Raw genomic sequence first — 15,559 nt, forward strand, 5'->3', positions numbered from 1 at the left:
GCCCATGCCCCCGATCGAGTCTCGTCCCGGCCTCGACTCGCGCGCCGGTACCGCCCTTTTCCTGAAGCGCTGGCTGCGCAATCCCTTTTCCATGGGCGCGGTCATGCCGAGCGGACGGCTGCTCGGCGAAGCGATGGCGCACGCGACCCTGGCGGCGATGAGGGGCCGCGACGGCCATGTGATCGAACTGGGCGCCGGCACCGGCGAGGTCACCAAGGCGCTGCTGGCGGCCGGAATCCCGGCCGACCGGCTGGCGTTGGTCGAGCGCGAGCCCGAACTCGCATCCTTCCTGCGCCGTCATTTCGCCGGACCGAAGATCGTCGAGGGCGATGCCGCCCGCCTGCCGAAGATCCTGGCCGAGCAGGGGATCGGCTCGGTCTCCGCGGTCGTGTCGAGCCTGCCGCTGCTGTCGCTGCCCGCCGAGGTCGTGCGCGGGATCGTGCATGGCGTGTTCGAGGCCCTGCCGCGCGGTGGTGCCTTGGTGCAGTTCACCTACGGCCCTTCGCAGCCCGTGCCGCGCAACCTGACGCAGGAGCTGCGGCTGGTCGGCACGCGCGGGCCCCGCATCTGGTTCAACGTGCCGCCGGCCGTGGTCTGGACCTTCCGGAGACCCGCGGGCGCGTGAAGTCCTTTCCGCTAGACCAGGCGTTACGCGCCGACGTCACGGCGCATCTTAGCCGCTTCGACCTGCGCCGCCGGGTCGATGCTGGCGGCCTGAAGCGCGCGGCCGTGGCCATCGTCATCGCCGAGGCCGATGAGGCCGGCGAGGCTGCATTCCTGCTGACAAGGCGCACGCCGAAGCTGCGCGCCCATGGCGGCCAGTGGGCACTGCCGGGCGGGCGGGTCGATCCCGGCGAGACGATCGAGCAGACCGCGCTGCGCGAGCTGCACGAGGAGCTGGGCGTGCTGGCCTCGACCGACGATATCCTGGGCACGCTTGACGACTATCCGACCCGCTCGGGCTACCTGATCGCGCCCGTCGTCGTGTGGGCGCCGGGCGTCACCTTGACGCCCAATCCGTCGGAAGTGGCGGGCGCCTATCGCATTGCCTGCGGCGAGCTCTTCCGCGACGGCTCGCCCGAGATCGTGGCGATCGAGGAATCCGACCGCCCGATCATCCGCCTGCCGTTGCCGGTGGCCACGGTGAACGCGCCGACGGCGGCGGTGCTGTTCCAGTTCCGGGAAGTCGCGCTGGCCGGCCGCGACACTCGCGTCGACCATTACGAGCAGCCGGTCTTCGCCTGGCGTTAAGCGGCCCGTCGTCGCTTCAGGAAGACCGTCGTCTCCTGTTCCATCACCTGTTCGTTGCGCTGGTTGATCGTGACCTGGCGCAGCAGCGCAATGCCGCGATCGGGCTTCGACTTGGACGGGCGAAGCTCGACGATGTCGGTCACCACGCGCACCGTATCGCCGGGCCGGACAGGACGAGGGAACTGCACCTCGCCGATGCCGGGCGAGCCCAGGCTGCAGGCCCGGAAGACACCGAGATCGAGCCAGAGGCGCAGCGTTGCAGCCATCGTGTGGAGGCCCGAGGCGATCAGCCCGCCGAAGGTCCATCTCGCGGCGAATTCGGGATCGGTGTGGAAGGGCTGCGGATCCCACTGGCGGGCGAAGTCGATGATGGCGGCCTCGGTGAAGGTCATGCCGCCGCTCACGAAGCGGTCACCGACGTTGAAGTCCTCGTAGAAGCGATCGGTCAAAGGACCAGCTCCATGTAGACGGTGCCTGGCACCGGGCTCGGGTAATAGGGCGCGATCTCGGTGAAGCCCATCGTGCGATAGAGCTTGATCGCGGCCTCCATTTTGGGACCGATTGTGTCGAGCCTGAGACGTCGATGGCCGCAGGCGCGTGCCGCCTCGACGATTCGATAAGCGAGCTCGCGGCCGATAGAATTGCCGCTCTCGGTGCGCTCCCTGCGGAAGTCCGGCCTGACATAGAGCCGCTTCATCTCGCCGATCCCCGGCTCGAGCTGCCGGAGCGCCACGGTGCCGGCCGCTTCGCCCTCGACCCGTGCGAGAAGCAGCGCGCCGCCCGGCGGGGCGTATTTCGCTGCGAGGTCGGCGAGCTCGGCTTCGAAGTCCTGATAGTCGAGCGAGAATCCCAGTGAGCCTGCATACTCCCGGACCAGTCCGCCGATGGCGTCGTGATCCGCCGCATCGCGAGGCGGAGCGATAAGGATTCGGCCTGTCATGCGGTCATTTTCGAGGGGCTGTGCTACCCTGTCACTCGAAACGAACTGGGAGGCTCCAGAAATGAATCCGACGCGTCGCCAGGCCCTGGCGCTCGCTGGCGCGGCCGGCGCAACGCTGGCCGCTCCGGCCATTGCGCAATCCGCATGGCCCAATAAACCCGTGCGCTTCATCGTGCCGTTTCCGCCGGGCCAGGCCGCCGACATTTTTGCGCGCCTGATGGCGGAGAAGCTGACCGACATCTGGAAGCAGCAGGTCGTCGTCGAGAACAAGGGCGGCGGCAGCGGCATCCCTGCGACCGAATATGGCAAGGCGGCAGCGCCCGACGGCTACACGCTGATGGTCGTGTCGAGCGGCACGTTCGGCGTCAATCCCAGCCTCTATCCCGACCTGCCGTACAAGCCGCTGACGGACTTCCTGCCGATCTCCAACATCTTCCTGGTGCCGCTGGTGATCGTGGCGCATCCCAGCCTGCCGGTGAACACGCTGGCCGAGCTGATCGCGCTCGCCAAGAAGGAGCCGGGCCAGCTCTCCTATGCCTCGGCCGGGCCGGGTACGTCGCAGCATCTCAGCATGGAGCTGTTCAAGCTCAAGGCCGGCGTCGACATCGTGCACATTCCCTACAAGGGCAGCGGACCGGCGATGGCCGATCTTCTCGGTGGCCACGTCAAGCTGATGATGGACAGCACGGCCGCCGCGCTGAACCACATCAAGGACGGACGCATCAAGGCGCTGGGCGTGACGACGTCGCGGCCCGCACCGCCGCCGCTCGACAAGATCCCGCTGATCGCCGCCACCCTGCCGGGCTTCAACGCCGCCGGCTGGGCCGGGCTCGCCGCGCCGGCGCGCACGCCGCTGGAGATCGTGGCCAAGGTCAGCAAGGACGTGCAGAAGCTGCTGAACGACGATGCCGTGATCCGGCAGATCGAGCAGCGCGCGGCCCTGCCGGCGCCGGGCACGCCCATCCAGTTTGCCGAGTTCATCAAGAACGAGATCGATACTTGGAGCGCGGTGGTGAAGGCGACGGGCACCAAACCCGGGACCTGATTTGATGATAGCCCCAGGAGCGGTGTCTCAATGGAGCGCGCAACTCCAGTTGCGCTCATGCATGGTTGGTTGACGAAGCTTGAGCGCAACTGGAGTTGCGCGCTCCAATGGAGAAACCTGGACTAGAGACCCGCCGCCCGAAGCCCGTAGATCAGGCCGACGACCAGAAGGCCGACGAAGATCGTCTCGGTGATCAGCAGCATCACCGGACCCATGCCGATGCGCACCAGCGCCAGCAGCGACGTCTTCATGCCCAGCGCCGCGATGGCGGTGATGATCAGGAAGGCGGAGATCTGGCCGACCGCGTCGCGCACGGCGGCGGGGATGACGCCCAGCGAGTTCAGGGCGGCGAGCGCCAGGAAGCCGAACAGGAAGACCGGCGGCGTCGGCCGGGCCGAGGTCTGCGGGCCGCCGCTCTGGGCCACCCACCAGGCGATGCCGGCGATGGCGGGCAGCAGGGCCGCGACGCGCAGCAGCTTGGTGATGACCGCGTCGCTCAGCACCTGCGGGCCCATCGTCTGGCCGGCGCCCGCGACCTGCGCCACGTCATGGATCGCGCCGCCCAGGAACACGCCCATCTCGAACAGCGAGAAGCCCAGCGCCTCGCGCAGGGTGGGGTAGATCACCATCACGACGGTGCTGAGGAAGTTGACGCCCATCACCGTGAAGGCGAGGTCGCGGTCGGAATTCTCGTGCTTGGGCAGGACGGCCGAGGCCGCCATCGCCGCCGCCGCGCCGCAGACGCCGGTGGCGCAGCCGGTGAGGATGCCGAAATTCTGGCTGAGGCCGAACAGGCGCGCCGCCCAGGCGCCGAACACGATGGTGCAGCCGACGGCCGCCACGGCGACCACGATCGGCAGCGCGCCGCCCTCGACGAGATTGCCGAGCGTCAGGCGGGCGCCGAGCAGGGCGACGCCGATGCGCAGCAAGGTGCGGCCTGCGAATTCGAGGCCGGGCTTCAGCACGGGCCTGGCCGACAGCGGCTGCAGCGCCATGCCGATGACCAGCGTCAGGATCAGCGGCGGCACCCAGACGGCGCCGAAGCGCAGCAGGCTTCTCGTATCGGCGTAGTAGGCGACGGCAGCAATGGCGGCGCAGAGGGCGATGCCGGGGGCGGAGCGGCGGAGATTGTCGGGCGCCCAGAGCCGCGCCAGCTCGACGGCGACGGCGCTGCTACGCATCGAGCACGGCCACGAGCTGGCCTTCGCCGATCGCCTCGCCTTCGCTGACCTTGAGTTCCTTGATGACGCCCGCCTTGGGCGACAGGACCGGGATTTCCATCTTCATGGATTCGAGGATCATGATCTCGCCGTCGGCTTCGATCCGGTCGCCCGCCTTGACCTGGATCTTCCAGACATTGCCGGCGATCTCCGACTTCACGTTGACGACGGCCATGCCCCCAGAGTCTCCCGATTCTCGTTAGTCCGCTTTTTCTGCCAGTGCGCGGGCCAGTGCAAGCGCGGAGCCTCCTACACGCGCGCCGAGCCGGTATGCGGTGGCGTTGACGTCGGAAATCGTGCCGTCCTGCAGTGTGGAACGACCATCGCCGATGCGCGCGGATTGCGTTGCGACTGCGAGAGCGGCGAGGCCTTCCCGGTCGAGTTCGGGCAGGGCCAGCACGCCGCCGCGGTCGGCGCCGAAGCCCGCGTCGTTGAACATCAGCAGCAGCGGCCGGAACGGCGCCGTCGCCTTGTAGGAGTTGAGCGCGCCGTGGCTGCCGGTCGCGACGATGCGGCCGCGATCCTCGGGCACCAGCAAGGTGGCCGAGTCGGCGCAGACCGCGCCGTCGATCTCGTACCGGCTCTCGCCCTTGGCGGGCGGCATCGTGTGCGGCCACGGCGCCTGCTGCAGCAACTCGGCCGCCTCGCGTGCCGACATGCCCGGCACGACGCCGCAGGCCCCGGCGAGCCCGTTGGCCCGGCTGATGACGCCGCGGGCCAGCAGGTCGGCGCCGTCGCCGATGCGAGCACTTGCCGTCGCCACGGCCGCCATGGCCATGCTGAGCCTGTCGGCATAGGCGAGGCCGCTCACGCCGGCCTCATCCTTGCCGATGCCGGCATCGTGGTGGATCGCGGCGCGGCAGCCGAACTTGGCCGACATATAGGCCGCATAGACGGCGGCGTGGCTGGCGCCGATCACGACCGCGCCGTCCGCTTCGGATGGCAGCTTGGTCACGCTATCGAAAACAAGGATGGGAACGGACATCGCGCGAAGGTAGCCGGGAGGCTATACCCTCGGCCATGTCTCAACCGGTGGACAACAAGGTCACGATCCTCGTCCTGCAGCACCCGCAGGAGCAGGACCGCGTGCTGGGCACGGCGCGTCTGGTGGTGGGCGCGCTTTCGAACGCCAAGGTGGTCGTGGGCCTGTCGTGGCGTAACCTGGCGCACGCGCTGGGGGCGCCGGCCGAGCCGCGCGACTGGGGCGTCCTCTATCTCGGCTCTACGCAGACCAAGGGGCAAGCCGGGCTGGTCGCCGTCGATGGAAAGGGCCTACCGATGGCCGACCAGCCGGCGGCGCGCGCTGGTCTCAAGGGGCTGATCGCGCTCGACGGCAACTGGGCGCAGGCCAAGGCGCTGTGGTGGCGCAATGCCTGGCTGACCAAGCTGCGCCGCTTCGTCGTGGTGCCCGACGGACCGTCGCTGTACGGCGACCTGCGACGCGAGGCACGGCCCGATGCCGTCTCGACCCTGGAGGCCGTGGCGCTGTCGCTGCAGGTCCTCGAAGGCGATGCTGCGGTGCGGGAGAAACTCCTCGAACCGTTTCGCGCGCTGCTGGCCAAGGCGCGCCGAGAAGGCGTGCGGGACTCCAAACGGGATCGTCGCGTCCGGCGGTAGCCGCCCCTATACTTTGCGCCATGCTCGACCAGCGACAAGCCGCGGAATGATCGACGTCTCGGCGTTGGCCCGGCGGGACACATTCGCCCGCACCCTCGGCATCGAATTCGTCGAGGCCTCGCTCGGCCGTGCCGTGACGCGGGTCGCGATCGAGGAGCGCCACCTCAACTTCAACGGCGTCGGCCATGGCGGCCTGACCTTCACGCTGGCGGATGCGGCCTTCGGCTATGCCTGCAACTCGCAGGGCGTCGTCTCGGGCAGCATCGATGCCCACATCATCTACAGCGTCGCCGTTCGCCTGGGCGACGTGCTGACGGCCACGGCGGTCGAGATTTCGCGCTCCAGCAAGGCCTCGAACTACCGCATCGACGTCGTGCGCGGCGACGGCAAGCTGGTCGCCGCGATGACCGGCACCGCCCTGATCAGCGGCAAGCCGGTCGTGGCGTAAATTGGTAGAGAGAACCAAGACGGAAAACGCCTTCCGTCGCGCTGTACCGGCTCTTCAGGCGTAGGTTTTTATCTTTGCCCAGTAGGGGGCCAGGGAGGGGATCGGAGAATCCGGATCGTTGGATGACCGGGCACCGAAAACCGTCTCGACGACGTGAGCGCCAAGAGCGCGGTAGCTCTCCATCTGGGACTCCGAGAAGAACTGGTCGGCTGTCGTCTCGTGTGGAAAGGTCTTGTTGACGGACGCGTATGCAAGGATGTCGGCGGGCTCGGTGCCGAAAAAGCCAGGCTTCAGGTAGATTATATGCCCCTGCCGTTCGCCGGCTCCGGGATACTTGATCCTGCCGACGGCGCAATAAACGGCCTGCCCCTTTTTGTCGGGCTCCTTTCTCTTTTCGATGTTGATCTTCGCGAAGTCGATCCGCACGCCGAGATCTATCCATATCTTGCGCACGGCATTACCCAGATCCGCGAAGGCGCAGTCCGGGTCGCAGCCGGCATCGGAAACGATGATGAAATGACAGCGCCTCCGAACCATCTCGTAGAGGCCGAGATTCTCGAAATGCCCTCCATCGGACAGGTACACATAGTCGCTCGTATCCTTGGTCAGCCCGAACAGCTCGGAGATGAACTGGATCATGCCGAAGGGCGGGCTCTCTTGCGGTGCCGAGGCCGGCCGCGACGGATTGCCGAGCCACCATCCCAGGCGGACGTTGAACAACGTCATCGCGAGGCCGACGAGAGGGGACGAATGATAGCCCTGGTTGGGACTGGCGGCGGCGCCGGAAATGGCGATGGCAGTGCCGAGGCCAAGGCCGTTCTCCCGGCTCCCATAATTCCCGGTCGGCCAGAATTTCACCCACTCGTTGCCCGAGCGCAGAGGGCTCACCGTAAAGGATTCCGCCTTTCGTTCCTGCCACCCTTTGTTGGGTCCCGCGACGGTATTGAGCGCCATATTGATCACCGGAAACAGGCGCGATTTGCCCTTCTCCTCGGGGAAGATCATGTCACGCACCCACACGTTGTCCTTGCGATCGAATCCGGTGAAAGGATCGCTGGTCGTGCTGAAGATGGCGGCCGGTCCGCGTGCGGATCCGAGAAAGGCGCGAATGAGGCGATTGCGGTACAGGCTGTGGGCCGAGAATCGATTCACGTTCACAAAATAGGCGATGAGCCCCACCATGACGCCGCAAAGGATGATGGTTGCTGCGATCGTGTGGATCGGATGGCGTTCCCAACCGAGAAGGGCTTCGACGGCGGCAAGAAGGCCGGGAAGAAGGCTCGACAGAACGATCACGAGAAAGATCAGGAAGATCGCCGAAGCCAGGGACAGGACCGCGGTCATCGACAGGCTTTCGATCGGCTTGCCGCGAAAACTGAAAATGGTCTTCGCGCTGGCACCGATCCGCGCTGCTAGGGCGCCAGCCCCTCCACCGACCAACAGACTCCAGTAGAAGTCGAACATGCTGATGAAATTGGTGGCGTAGAGAACGAGGGCCGAAAAGCCGGCCCAAACGACGGTCATGGCGGTAAACCAGCCCGAAGATCGGGCAAGCCATTCGCGCTCGACATCGCCCATCCTGGATACGCTGGTCAGGGCCAGGTAAACTGCATTGGCAAGAAAGATCGATACGGCGATCCAGCCTACGCCGAAGATCACGATCGGTATCGGGTCGGCTGCGTGGCCTCTTGCAACGATGAGTCCCCAGCCGACCAGCGCTCCGGCGATGGCTCCGGCGATCGCCCATGAAAGGCCAAGCAACAGCGGCGGAAAAGGGTCGCTCAAGCTCGGAACGTCCTTGCAGGTCGAGAGATCGCCGTACCGAAGGAATGCTGCAAGCCAGCCAACCAGGTAAATCGCCGCACCGGCGACGATGGTCATGGTCGGGGTGATCTTCTCGACCCAGCAGCCGCCGGCGATGCCGCCGTCGATATTGCAGCGGCCGACCGAGTAGAAGCACACGAGCACCGAGGCCACATAGATCGGCAACAGCTCCAGCCACAGGAATGTGCCCTGATCCACCCGGTGCTTGGTCTCCTGCGCAAATCGTCCTCGAACCGAGGTGAACACGGCCAACGTGAAGAGCACTATGGCTGCCAGGACGACCCAGTGATGGAGATCGACCCGCTCTCTCAATTCGGCGCTGCCCAACACCTCCTTCATGAGGAGAGGTACGAGCAACGCGGCAACGATCAAGGGCAGGAATACCGCCCAGTTGAGCAGCAGATTTCGGATGTAAAGCGCTATGAGGGTCCAGGTATCGGCTGAAAGGGCGCCGAGTTTGGGCGTGAGAAAATTGCTGTGCTCGCGAAGGATGGAAAGCTCCACCGGCTCCATGAAGGCCTGGTCGGAATGGTAGCCTTCCTTGGGGGGCCTAAGCCTGGCCTCTTCCTTCTCACGTCTGCCGCTGAGCATCTCCATGAGCTGGCTGTCGTTGCCGACGCACTTGCGCCAGGCCGAAAGCCAGGCGCCGATGTAGCCGCCGCCCGAGACGGTCGAGAGGAAGTGAAACTTGTCGAGGAGCTGTTTCTCGGCGAGGCCCTGCAATACGCCCAATGCGAACGAGGCACTGCGTATGCCGCCGCCGGACAAACAGAGCGCCGTTCGCCGATCCGCAGCAGGCAGGTCGTGAATGGCCTTCAGCAAATCCTGCAAAGGAGGCGGGTTCTTCGGGTCGTAAGTTCCGCCGTGTAGCTGATTGAATTCTTCGGTCATGACGGCGGTCATGCCGACTGCGTCGCCTGAATCCGGCTTTCCCATCGGATCCCCCGCGGTAGACCCCTTTGGGGCGCTCAACCAAAGGTAGATGAGACGGATCGTAGAGGAAAGATTCCCGGTTGTCTTTCTGGAAATCGCTCGCCGGCATAGGGGCGGCCTAAGCCGCGCCCTTCAGGATGTCAGCCATCTTCTCGCCGACCATGATCGAGGGCGCATTGGTGTTGCCCGACGGCATGGTCGGGAAGATCGAGGCGTCGGCGATGCGCAGGCCCTGGATGCCGTGGACCCTGAGCTTGTCGTCGACCACGGTGTTCTGGCCCTCGGGGCCCATGCGGCAGGTGCCGATCGGGTGATAGGCGGTCTGCGAGTTGTTGCGGATCCAGGTCAGGATCTCCTGGTCGGACTGCACCGACGGGCCGGGCGAGAATTCCTGGTCGCGATAGGCGTCCATCGGCTTGGCGTCGACGATGCGACGCATCATGCGGAAGCCGGCGGTCATCGCATCCTGGTCGATCCTGTCGGCCAGGAAGTTGAAGCGGATCGACGGATGGGCCTTGGGATCGGCCGAGCGGATGTGGATCGAGCCCAGGCTCTCGGGGCGGAGCTGGTAGCAGGCGATCGTCATCGACGGGAAGTCCTGCAGCTTGCGGGTCTTCGGGTCCTTGATCGAGTAGGGCACGAGATGCATCTGCACGTCGGGCGTCTCGAGCTCGGGCCGGGTCTTCAGGAAGCCGAGCAGCGGCGCCGAGGGCAGGCTCATGAAGCCGCCGCCGGTCGCGAGGTACTTCATCATCTGGGTCACGGCGCCGAGGCCGCGCGCCATGTGGTTGTAGGAGACGTTGGCCACCTTCAGGCGCCAGATGATGCGGGCATTGATGTGGTCGCGGAAATTCTCGCCGACCGCCTTCAGCTCGTGCTTCACCTCGATGCCGTGCTTCTTCAGGAGCTCCGGCTGGCCGATGCCGGACAATTCGAGGATCTGCGGGCTGGCGACGCCGCCGGCCGACAGGATCGTCTCCTTCGCCTTGGCCTGGACCGTCTTGCCGTCCTTCTCGTACTCGACGCCGACGCAGCGCTTGCCCTCCAGCAGGACGCGCAGCGTGTGGGCGTGGGTGACGACATGCAGGTTGGGCCGCTTCATCGCCGGCTCGATGTAGCAATGGGCCACGCTCATGCGCCGGCCCTTGTAGATGGAGGTCTGCGTCTTCACGACGCCTTCCTGATCCTCGCTGTTGTAGTCCGGGTTGGTCTTGAAGCCGGCGGCCTTGGAGGCGGCGAACAGCGCGTCGTAGAGTGGGTTCTGGTCGGGCACGGTCGAGACCTTGAGCGGCCCGTCGGTGCCGCGGCCGTTCGAACCGTCGCCGTCGACGAAGTTCTCCATGCGGGTGAAGAGCGGGGCGACGTCGCGCCAGCTCCAGCCGCGGCAGCCCATCTGCGCCCAGGTGTCGAAGTCGAGCGGCTGGCCGCGCACCCAGACCAGGCCGTTGATCGAGCTCGACCCGCCCAACACTTTTCCGCGAGGAACCGGGATCGCGCGGTTGGCCGTGTTGGGCTCCGGCTCGGACTGGTAGAGCCAGTTGGCGGCCGGGTTGTCGATCAGCAGGCCGAAGGACAGGGGCATGCGGGAGTAGGGATGGCTGGCAGCACCTGCCTCCAGCAGGAGCACCTTGTTGGTGGGCACTTCCGTGAGCCGTGCCGCCAGGGCGCCGCCTGCCGAACCCGCCCCGACGATGATGTAATCGTACTCGGCCATTTCCCCTGATCCCTTGTGCATTTTCTGTCATGCAAGCGTAGCGCACCGCCATGCGGATGACAGGGGCAATCTCGCCTCGACAGGCTTGCAGCGACATGTTCCGATAGGCGGCTGCCGGAGCTGGGGAGCTGGGCGGCTCACACACGAGTGGAAGTACGGCCAGAATGTTGAGTTTGGTCCGGGTCGCCCTAAAGCGTCCCTATACGTTCGTCGTAATGGCGTTGCTTATCCTGATCGTCGGGCCGCTTGCGGCCCTTCGGACGCCGGTCGACATTTTCCCCGAAATCCGCATCCCCGTCATCGCCGTTGTCTGGCAGTACACCGGCCTGCCGCCCGACCAGATGTCGGGCCGCGTGATGCTGAACTTCCAGCGCTCGCTCACCACCACCGTCAACGACATCGAGCATATCGAAGGCACGTCCTACACCGGCATCGGCATCGTGAAGGTCTTCTTCCAGCCGGGCGTCGACATCAGCATCGCCAACGCGCAGGTCACCGCGATCTCGCAGACCGTGCTGAAGCAGATGCCGCCCAACATCACGCCGCCGCTGATCCTGAACTACAACGCCGCCACCGTCCCGATCATCCAGCTCGCTCTGGCCGGCAAGGGCATCTCCGAGCAGGCGGTGTTCGATCTCGCCATCAACACGGTGCGCACGCCGCTGGTCACGGTACCGGGCGCCGCCATTCCATTCCCCTTCGGCGGCAAGTTCCGCCAGATCCAGATCGACCTCGACCCGGCGGCCATGCAGGCGCGCGGCCTGTCGGCCAACGACGTGGCCAATGCGCTGGCCGCCCAGAACCTGCTGACGCCGGTCGGCACCCAGAAGATCGGCAATCACGAATACGCGATCCAGCTCAACAACGCGCCGGTCGACTTCAACGCCCTGTCCGACCTGCCGGTGTTCGCGGCCAACGGCACCGTCGTCTACCTGCGCGACGTGGCGCAGGTGCGCGACGGCAACCCGCCGCAGCAGAACATCGTGCATGTCGACGGCGGCAAATCCGTCCTGCTGGCCGTGCTGAAGAACGGCGCCACTTCGACGCTCGCGATCATCTCGGGCATCAAGGAGCGCGTGGCGGACCTGAAGAAGTCGCTGCCCGAAAACGTGTCGCTGCAGATCCTGGGCGACCAGTCGATTTTCGTCGAGGGCGCCGTGTCGGGCGTGGCGCACGAGGCGGTGCTGGCCGCGGTGCTGACCAGCCTGATGATCCTGCTGTTCCTCGGCAGCTGGCGCTCGACGGTGATCATCGCCATCTCGATCCCGCTGGCCATCCTGGGCTCGATCGCGCTGCTGGCGGCGTTCGGCGAGACCCTCAACATCATGACCCTGGGCGGCCTGGCACTCGCCGTCGGCATCCTGGTCGACGACGCCACCGTCACCATCGAGAACATCAACTGGCATCTGGAGCAGGGCAAGGACGTCGAAACCTCCATCATGGACGGTGCCCAGCAGATCGTGGCGCCGGCCTTCGTGTCGCTGCTTTGCATCTGCATCGTGTTCGTGCCGATGTTCTTCCTCGAGGGTGTCGCGCGCTTCCTGTTCGTGCCGATGGCCATGTCGGTGATGTTCGCGATGGTCTGCTCGTTCATCCTGTCGCGCACGCTGGTGCCGACGATGGCGAACTACCTGCTGAAGCCGCATGTCATGCATGCCGAAGGCCATGCACCGCCGCGCTCGCGCAATCCGCTGGTGCGGTTCCAGCGTGGCTTCGAGGCCCAGTTCGAGAAGCTGCGCGCCGTCTATCACGACCTGCTGGGCCTGGCGCTTCGCCATCGCCCGGTTTTCATCGTCTGCTTCATGGCCTTCGTGCTGGGGTCGTTCGCCCTGGTGCCGTTCCTCGGTCGCAACTTCTTCCCGTCCGTCGATTCGGGCCAGATTCTGATGCATGTGCGCGGACCGATCGGCACGAGGGTCGAGGAGACCGCCAATCAGTTCGTGGCGATCCAGAAGGCGATTCGCACTATCATCCCGTCCAACCAGATCGCGACGATGGCCGACAATGTCGGCATGCCGGTCAGCGGCATCAACATGGCCTACAACAACACCGGCACGATCGGGCCGCAGGACGGCGACATCCAGATCAAGCTGACACCGGAGCACAAGCCGACCGAGGAGTACGTGGCCGAGCTGCGGCAGCGGCTGCCCGAGCTGTTCCCGGGCTTCACCTTCTCGTTCCTGCCGGCCGACATCATCAGCCAGATCCTGAACTTCGGCGCTCCGTCGCCCATCGACGTGCAGGTCCGGACCTCCGATCTCACCGCCGGCTTCGAGCATGCCAACAAGCTGCTGGCACGCATCCGCAAGATCCCCGGCGTGGTCGACGCGCGCATCCAGCAGTCGCGCGGCACGCCGGTCTTCGCCGTCGACATCGACCGCTCGCGCGCGCAGACCGTCGGCCTGACGACGCGCGACGTCACCAACTCGCTGGTCGTCAATCTCGCGGGCTCCAGCCAGGTGGCGCCTACCTACTGGCTCAATCCGGCCAATGGCGTGACCTACAACATCGTCATGCAGACGCCGCAGTACCGGCTGGATTCGCTGGCCTCGCTCAGCAACCTGCCGATCATGGCGCCGGCGGCCTCGCAGCTCCAGGTGCTGGGCGGCATCGCCGACATCAGGCGCGACACCGCCAACGCGGTGGTCTCGCAGTACGATCTTCAGGGCATGGTGCAGATCTATGCCGCCGTGCAAGGCAGGGACCTTGGTTCCGTGGCCACCGACGTCCGTGCCGTCGTGGCCGAGCTGGCGCCGCTTCAGTCGCCGCGCATCCGCTCGGTCAAGGTCCAGGGCCAGGTGAAGACGATGGAGTCGGCCTTCTCCGGCCTGCTGTTCGGCCTGTTGGGTGCGGTCGTGCTGATCTACCTTCTGATCGTCGTGAACTTCCAGTCGTGGAGCGATCCGTTCGTGATCATCACCGCGCTGCCGGCTGCGCTGGCGGGCATCGTGTGGATGCTGTTTGCCACCGGCACCACGGCTTCGGTGCCGGCCCTGACCGGCGCGATCATGTGCATGGGCGTGGCGACCGCCAACTCCGTGCTGGTGATTTCCTTTGCCCGCGAACGGCTGGTCGAACTGGGCGACGCCACGGCGGCCGCCCTCGATGCCGGCTTCGTCCGCTTCCGGCCCGTCGTCATGACGGCGCTGGCCATGATCATCGGCATGGCGCCGATGGCGCTGGGCATGGGCGAGGGCGGCGAGCAGAACGCCCCGCTGGGCCGGGCGGTCATCGGCGGCCTCATTTTTGCTACGATAGCCACGTTGATCTTCGTCCCCGTGGTCTTCAGCGTCGTCCATCGCAAACACGGCAAGGCGGCCCCCCAAGCGCCCGCCGCCGTCCCCGGAGCGCCTCATGTCGCCTGAAAACCCTCCCGCCGCCTCCCAGCCGCGCTCCCGTCGCGGCCTTGCGTTATTCGGGATCGCCGCCGCGCTGGGCCTGGCCGCCGTCGTCGCCAACGGCATCTGGAGTCGCCAGGCCAGCGAAGCCAAGCTGAAGGACTGGACCGACGTCCAGGCCGTGCCGACAGTCAGCGTGATCAACCCCACGACCGGTGCGAACAAGACCTCGCTCGACCTGCCGGGCCGGCTCGAAGCATATTCCCGCGCGCCCATCTATGCCCGCGTCGGCGGCTTCCTGAAGGCCTACTACGTCGACATGGGTGCGCCGGTGAAAGCCGGCCAGCTCCTGGCCGAGATCGAGGCGCCCGACCTCGACCAGCAGCTCCTGCAGGCCAAGGCCTCGCTGGCCAGCGCCCAGGCGGCCGAGCAGCTGGCGACCGTGACCGCCGGACGCTGGCAGCAGCTGGGTGGCGCCAACACCGTGTCGAAGCAGACGGTCGACGAGAAGACCAACGACCTGCTGGTAAAGCAGTCGCTGAGCAAGGCGGCGAAGGCTGCGGTCGACCGGCTCGAAGTCCTCTCGGACTTCAAGCGCATCATCTCGCCGTTCGACGGCATCGTGACGACCCGCAACACCGATATCGGAGCGCTCATCGGCGCCGAGTCGAGTTCCGGCCTGGCGCTGTTCGTCATTTCCGACGTGAAGAAACTCCGCCTCAACGTCAGCATCCCGCAGAATTACGTGCCGGCCGTGAAGCTGAACAGCAACGTGCAGATCACGGTCCCCGAATATCCCGGCAAGATCTACAACGGCACGGTCGAGGCGTCGGCCCGTTCGGTCGATGCCCAGACCGGTACGACCCGCATGCAGGTCGTGGTCGACAATGCCAACGGCGAACTGATGCCGGGCGCCTTCGCCAACACCCGCATCGAATTGCCGTCCAGCATGCAGTCGCTGGCCGTGCCGTCGGGCTCTCTGATCTTCGACCAGAAGGGCCTGAGGGTCGCCACCGTCGACGCCAACAGCAAGGTCGTCCTGAAGCCGGTCACCATTGCGCGCGACCTTGGCCAGATCGTCGAGATCGGTAGCGGCCTCACTGCCCAGGATCGCGTCATCGACAGCCCGCCGGACGGCTTGTCCAACGGCGACGCCGTCCGAGTCATCGATACCGCCAAGCCAGCCGCCGTGCGATAACCGTCTTCCGCCACGAGGGCGGCGGAGACGG

14 protein-coding genes are annotated in these 15,559 nt (G+C 66.1%); 7 read left to right on the forward strand and 7 right to left on the reverse strand.

Translation table 11 applies throughout. From position 1 onward, the window contains the following. Positions 1 to 4: 4 nt before the first annotated feature. Together AC1ROX_RS25055 and AC1ROX_RS25060 are read left to right on the forward strand one after the other, a co-directional pair. Positions 5 to 625 carry a class I SAM-dependent methyltransferase gene (locus AC1ROX_RS25055; RefSeq protein WP_493130345.1) on the forward strand — a complete coding sequence of 207 codons (621 nt, stop codon included), beginning with the start codon at positions 5 to 7 and terminating at the stop codon, positions 623 to 625. Continuing rightward, complete coding sequence (locus tag AC1ROX_RS25060) at positions 622 to 1,251, forward strand: NUDIX hydrolase (protein WP_493130347.1); 630 nt, start codon at positions 622 to 624, stop codon at positions 1,249 to 1,251. The genes AC1ROX_RS25055 and AC1ROX_RS25060 overlap by 4 nt, the downstream gene beginning before the upstream one ends. Here the strand turns inward: AC1ROX_RS25060 and AC1ROX_RS25065 are convergent. Next, positions 1,248 to 1,700 (reverse strand): MaoC family dehydratase, encoded by a 453-nt coding sequence (locus tag AC1ROX_RS25065; RefSeq protein WP_493130349.1) that lies wholly within the window; start codon positions 1,698 to 1,700, stop codon positions 1,248 to 1,250. The genes AC1ROX_RS25060 and AC1ROX_RS25065 overlap by 4 nt on opposite strands. Continuing rightward, the gene (locus AC1ROX_RS25070) at positions 1,697 to 2,191 is read right to left on the reverse strand and encodes a GNAT family N-acetyltransferase (protein WP_493130351.1); all 495 of its coding nucleotides are present in this window, start codon (positions 2,189 to 2,191) and stop codon (positions 1,697 to 1,699) included. Before AC1ROX_RS25070 ends, AC1ROX_RS25065 begins: the two co-directional genes overlap by 4 nt. A gap of 61 nt (positions 2,192 to 2,252) precedes the next feature. On the opposite strand from AC1ROX_RS25070, the gene AC1ROX_RS25075 reads away from it, so the two are divergent. Further along, positions 2,253 to 3,236: a Bug family tripartite tricarboxylate transporter substrate binding protein gene (locus tag AC1ROX_RS25075; RefSeq protein ID WP_493130353.1), complete on the forward strand. Its 984-nt coding sequence runs from the start codon at positions 2,253 to 2,255 to the stop codon at positions 3,234 to 3,236. A gap of 122 nt (positions 3,237 to 3,358) precedes the next feature. Here AC1ROX_RS25075 and AC1ROX_RS25080 read toward each other — a convergent pair whose 3' ends face one another. The 3 genes from AC1ROX_RS25080 to AC1ROX_RS25090 are packed head-to-tail and all read right to left on the reverse strand — an operon-like array spanning position 3,359 to position 5,441. Next, positions 3,359 to 4,417 (reverse strand): YeiH family protein, encoded by a 1,059-nt coding sequence (locus AC1ROX_RS25080; RefSeq protein WP_493130355.1) that lies wholly within the window; start codon positions 4,415 to 4,417, stop codon positions 3,359 to 3,361. Then, the gene (locus AC1ROX_RS25085) at positions 4,410 to 4,631 is read right to left on the reverse strand and encodes a biotin/lipoyl-binding carrier protein (protein ID WP_428681015.1); all 222 of its coding nucleotides are present in this window, start codon (positions 4,629 to 4,631) and stop codon (positions 4,410 to 4,412) included. The genes AC1ROX_RS25080 and AC1ROX_RS25085 overlap by 8 nt, the downstream gene beginning before the upstream one ends. Positions 4,632 to 4,655: 24 nt before the next feature. Then, positions 4,656 to 5,441, reverse strand: coding sequence for a hypothetical protein (locus AC1ROX_RS25090; RefSeq protein WP_493130357.1), 786 nt, complete (start codon positions 5,439 to 5,441; stop codon positions 4,656 to 4,658). Positions 5,442 to 5,476: 35 nt separating this feature from the next. Here AC1ROX_RS25090 and AC1ROX_RS25095 point away from each other — a divergent pair, with 35 nt between their 5' ends. Further along, positions 5,477 to 6,073, forward strand: coding sequence for a DTW domain-containing protein (locus AC1ROX_RS25095; RefSeq protein ID WP_493130359.1), 597 nt, complete (start codon positions 5,477 to 5,479; stop codon positions 6,071 to 6,073). A gap of 46 nt (positions 6,074 to 6,119) precedes the next feature. Then, positions 6,120 to 6,521, forward strand: coding sequence for a PaaI family thioesterase (locus tag AC1ROX_RS25100; protein ID WP_493130362.1), 402 nt, complete (start codon positions 6,120 to 6,122; stop codon positions 6,519 to 6,521). Positions 6,522 to 6,575: 54 nt separating this feature from the next. Here the strand turns inward: AC1ROX_RS25100 and AC1ROX_RS25105 are convergent, their stop codons facing one another. After that, positions 6,576 to 9,248: a patatin-like phospholipase family protein gene (locus tag AC1ROX_RS25105; RefSeq protein WP_493130364.1), complete on the reverse strand. Its 2,673-nt coding sequence runs from the start codon at positions 9,246 to 9,248 to the stop codon at positions 6,576 to 6,578. A gap of 148 nt (positions 9,249 to 9,396) precedes the next feature. Next, a complete protein-coding gene (locus AC1ROX_RS25110; RefSeq protein ID WP_493130366.1) occupies positions 9,397 to 10,992 on the reverse strand; it encodes a GMC family oxidoreductase in 1,596 nt (531 codons plus the stop codon). Between the two features lie 164 nt (positions 10,993 to 11,156). On the opposite strand from AC1ROX_RS25110, the gene AC1ROX_RS25115 reads away from it, so the two are divergent. Further along, the gene (locus tag AC1ROX_RS25115) at positions 11,157 to 14,357 is read left to right on the forward strand and encodes an efflux RND transporter permease subunit (protein ID WP_493130368.1); all 3,201 of its coding nucleotides are present in this window, start codon (positions 11,157 to 11,159) and stop codon (positions 14,355 to 14,357) included. Then, positions 14,347 to 15,528 carry an efflux RND transporter periplasmic adaptor subunit gene (locus AC1ROX_RS25120; RefSeq protein WP_493130370.1) on the forward strand — a complete coding sequence of 394 codons (1,182 nt, stop codon included), beginning with the start codon at positions 14,347 to 14,349 and terminating at the stop codon, positions 15,526 to 15,528. The genes AC1ROX_RS25115 and AC1ROX_RS25120 overlap by 11 nt, the downstream gene beginning before the upstream one ends. Positions 15,529 to 15,559 lie beyond the last annotated feature (31 nt).

This window comes from Reyranella sp. GW821-FHT14A01 (assembly GCF_058803965.1).

Bases quoted from the DNA above. Each gene is read 5' to 3' on its own strand.
- AC1ROX_RS25110 (WP_493130366.1), bottom strand. From the start codon at position 10,992: ATGGCCGAGTACGATTACATCATCGTCGGGGCGGGTTCGGCAGGCGGC.
- AC1ROX_RS25100 (WP_493130362.1), top strand. From the start codon at position 6,120: ATGATCGACGTCTCGGCGTTGGCCCGGCGGGACACATTCGCCCGCACC.
- AC1ROX_RS25115 (WP_493130368.1), top strand. From the start codon at position 11,157: ATGTTGAGTTTGGTCCGGGTCGCCCTAAAGCGTCCCTATACGTTCGTC.
- AC1ROX_RS25080 (WP_493130355.1), bottom strand. From the start codon at position 4,417: ATGCGTAGCAGCGCCGTCGCCGTCGAGCTGGCGCGGCTCTGGGCGCCC.
- AC1ROX_RS25120 (WP_493130370.1), top strand. From the start codon at position 14,347: ATGTCGCCTGAAAACCCTCCCGCCGCCTCCCAGCCGCGCTCCCGTCGC.
- AC1ROX_RS25105 (WP_493130364.1), bottom strand. From the start codon at position 9,248: ATGACCGCCGTCATGACCGAAGAATTCAATCAGCTACACGGCGGAACT.
- AC1ROX_RS25090 (WP_493130357.1), bottom strand. From the start codon at position 5,441: ATGTCCGTTCCCATCCTTGTTTTCGATAGCGTGACCAAGCTGCCATCC.
- AC1ROX_RS25055 (WP_493130345.1), top strand. From the start codon at position 5: ATGCCCCCGATCGAGTCTCGTCCCGGCCTCGACTCGCGCGCCGGTACC.
- AC1ROX_RS25085 (WP_428681015.1), bottom strand. From the start codon at position 4,631: ATGGCCGTCGTCAACGTGAAGTCGGAGATCGCCGGCAATGTCTGGAAG.
- AC1ROX_RS25070 (WP_493130351.1), bottom strand. From the start codon at position 2,191: ATGACAGGCCGAATCCTTATCGCTCCGCCTCGCGATGCGGCGGATCAC.
- AC1ROX_RS25075 (WP_493130353.1), top strand. From the start codon at position 2,253: ATGAATCCGACGCGTCGCCAGGCCCTGGCGCTCGCTGGCGCGGCCGGC.
- AC1ROX_RS25095 (WP_493130359.1), top strand. From the start codon at position 5,477: ATGTCTCAACCGGTGGACAACAAGGTCACGATCCTCGTCCTGCAGCAC.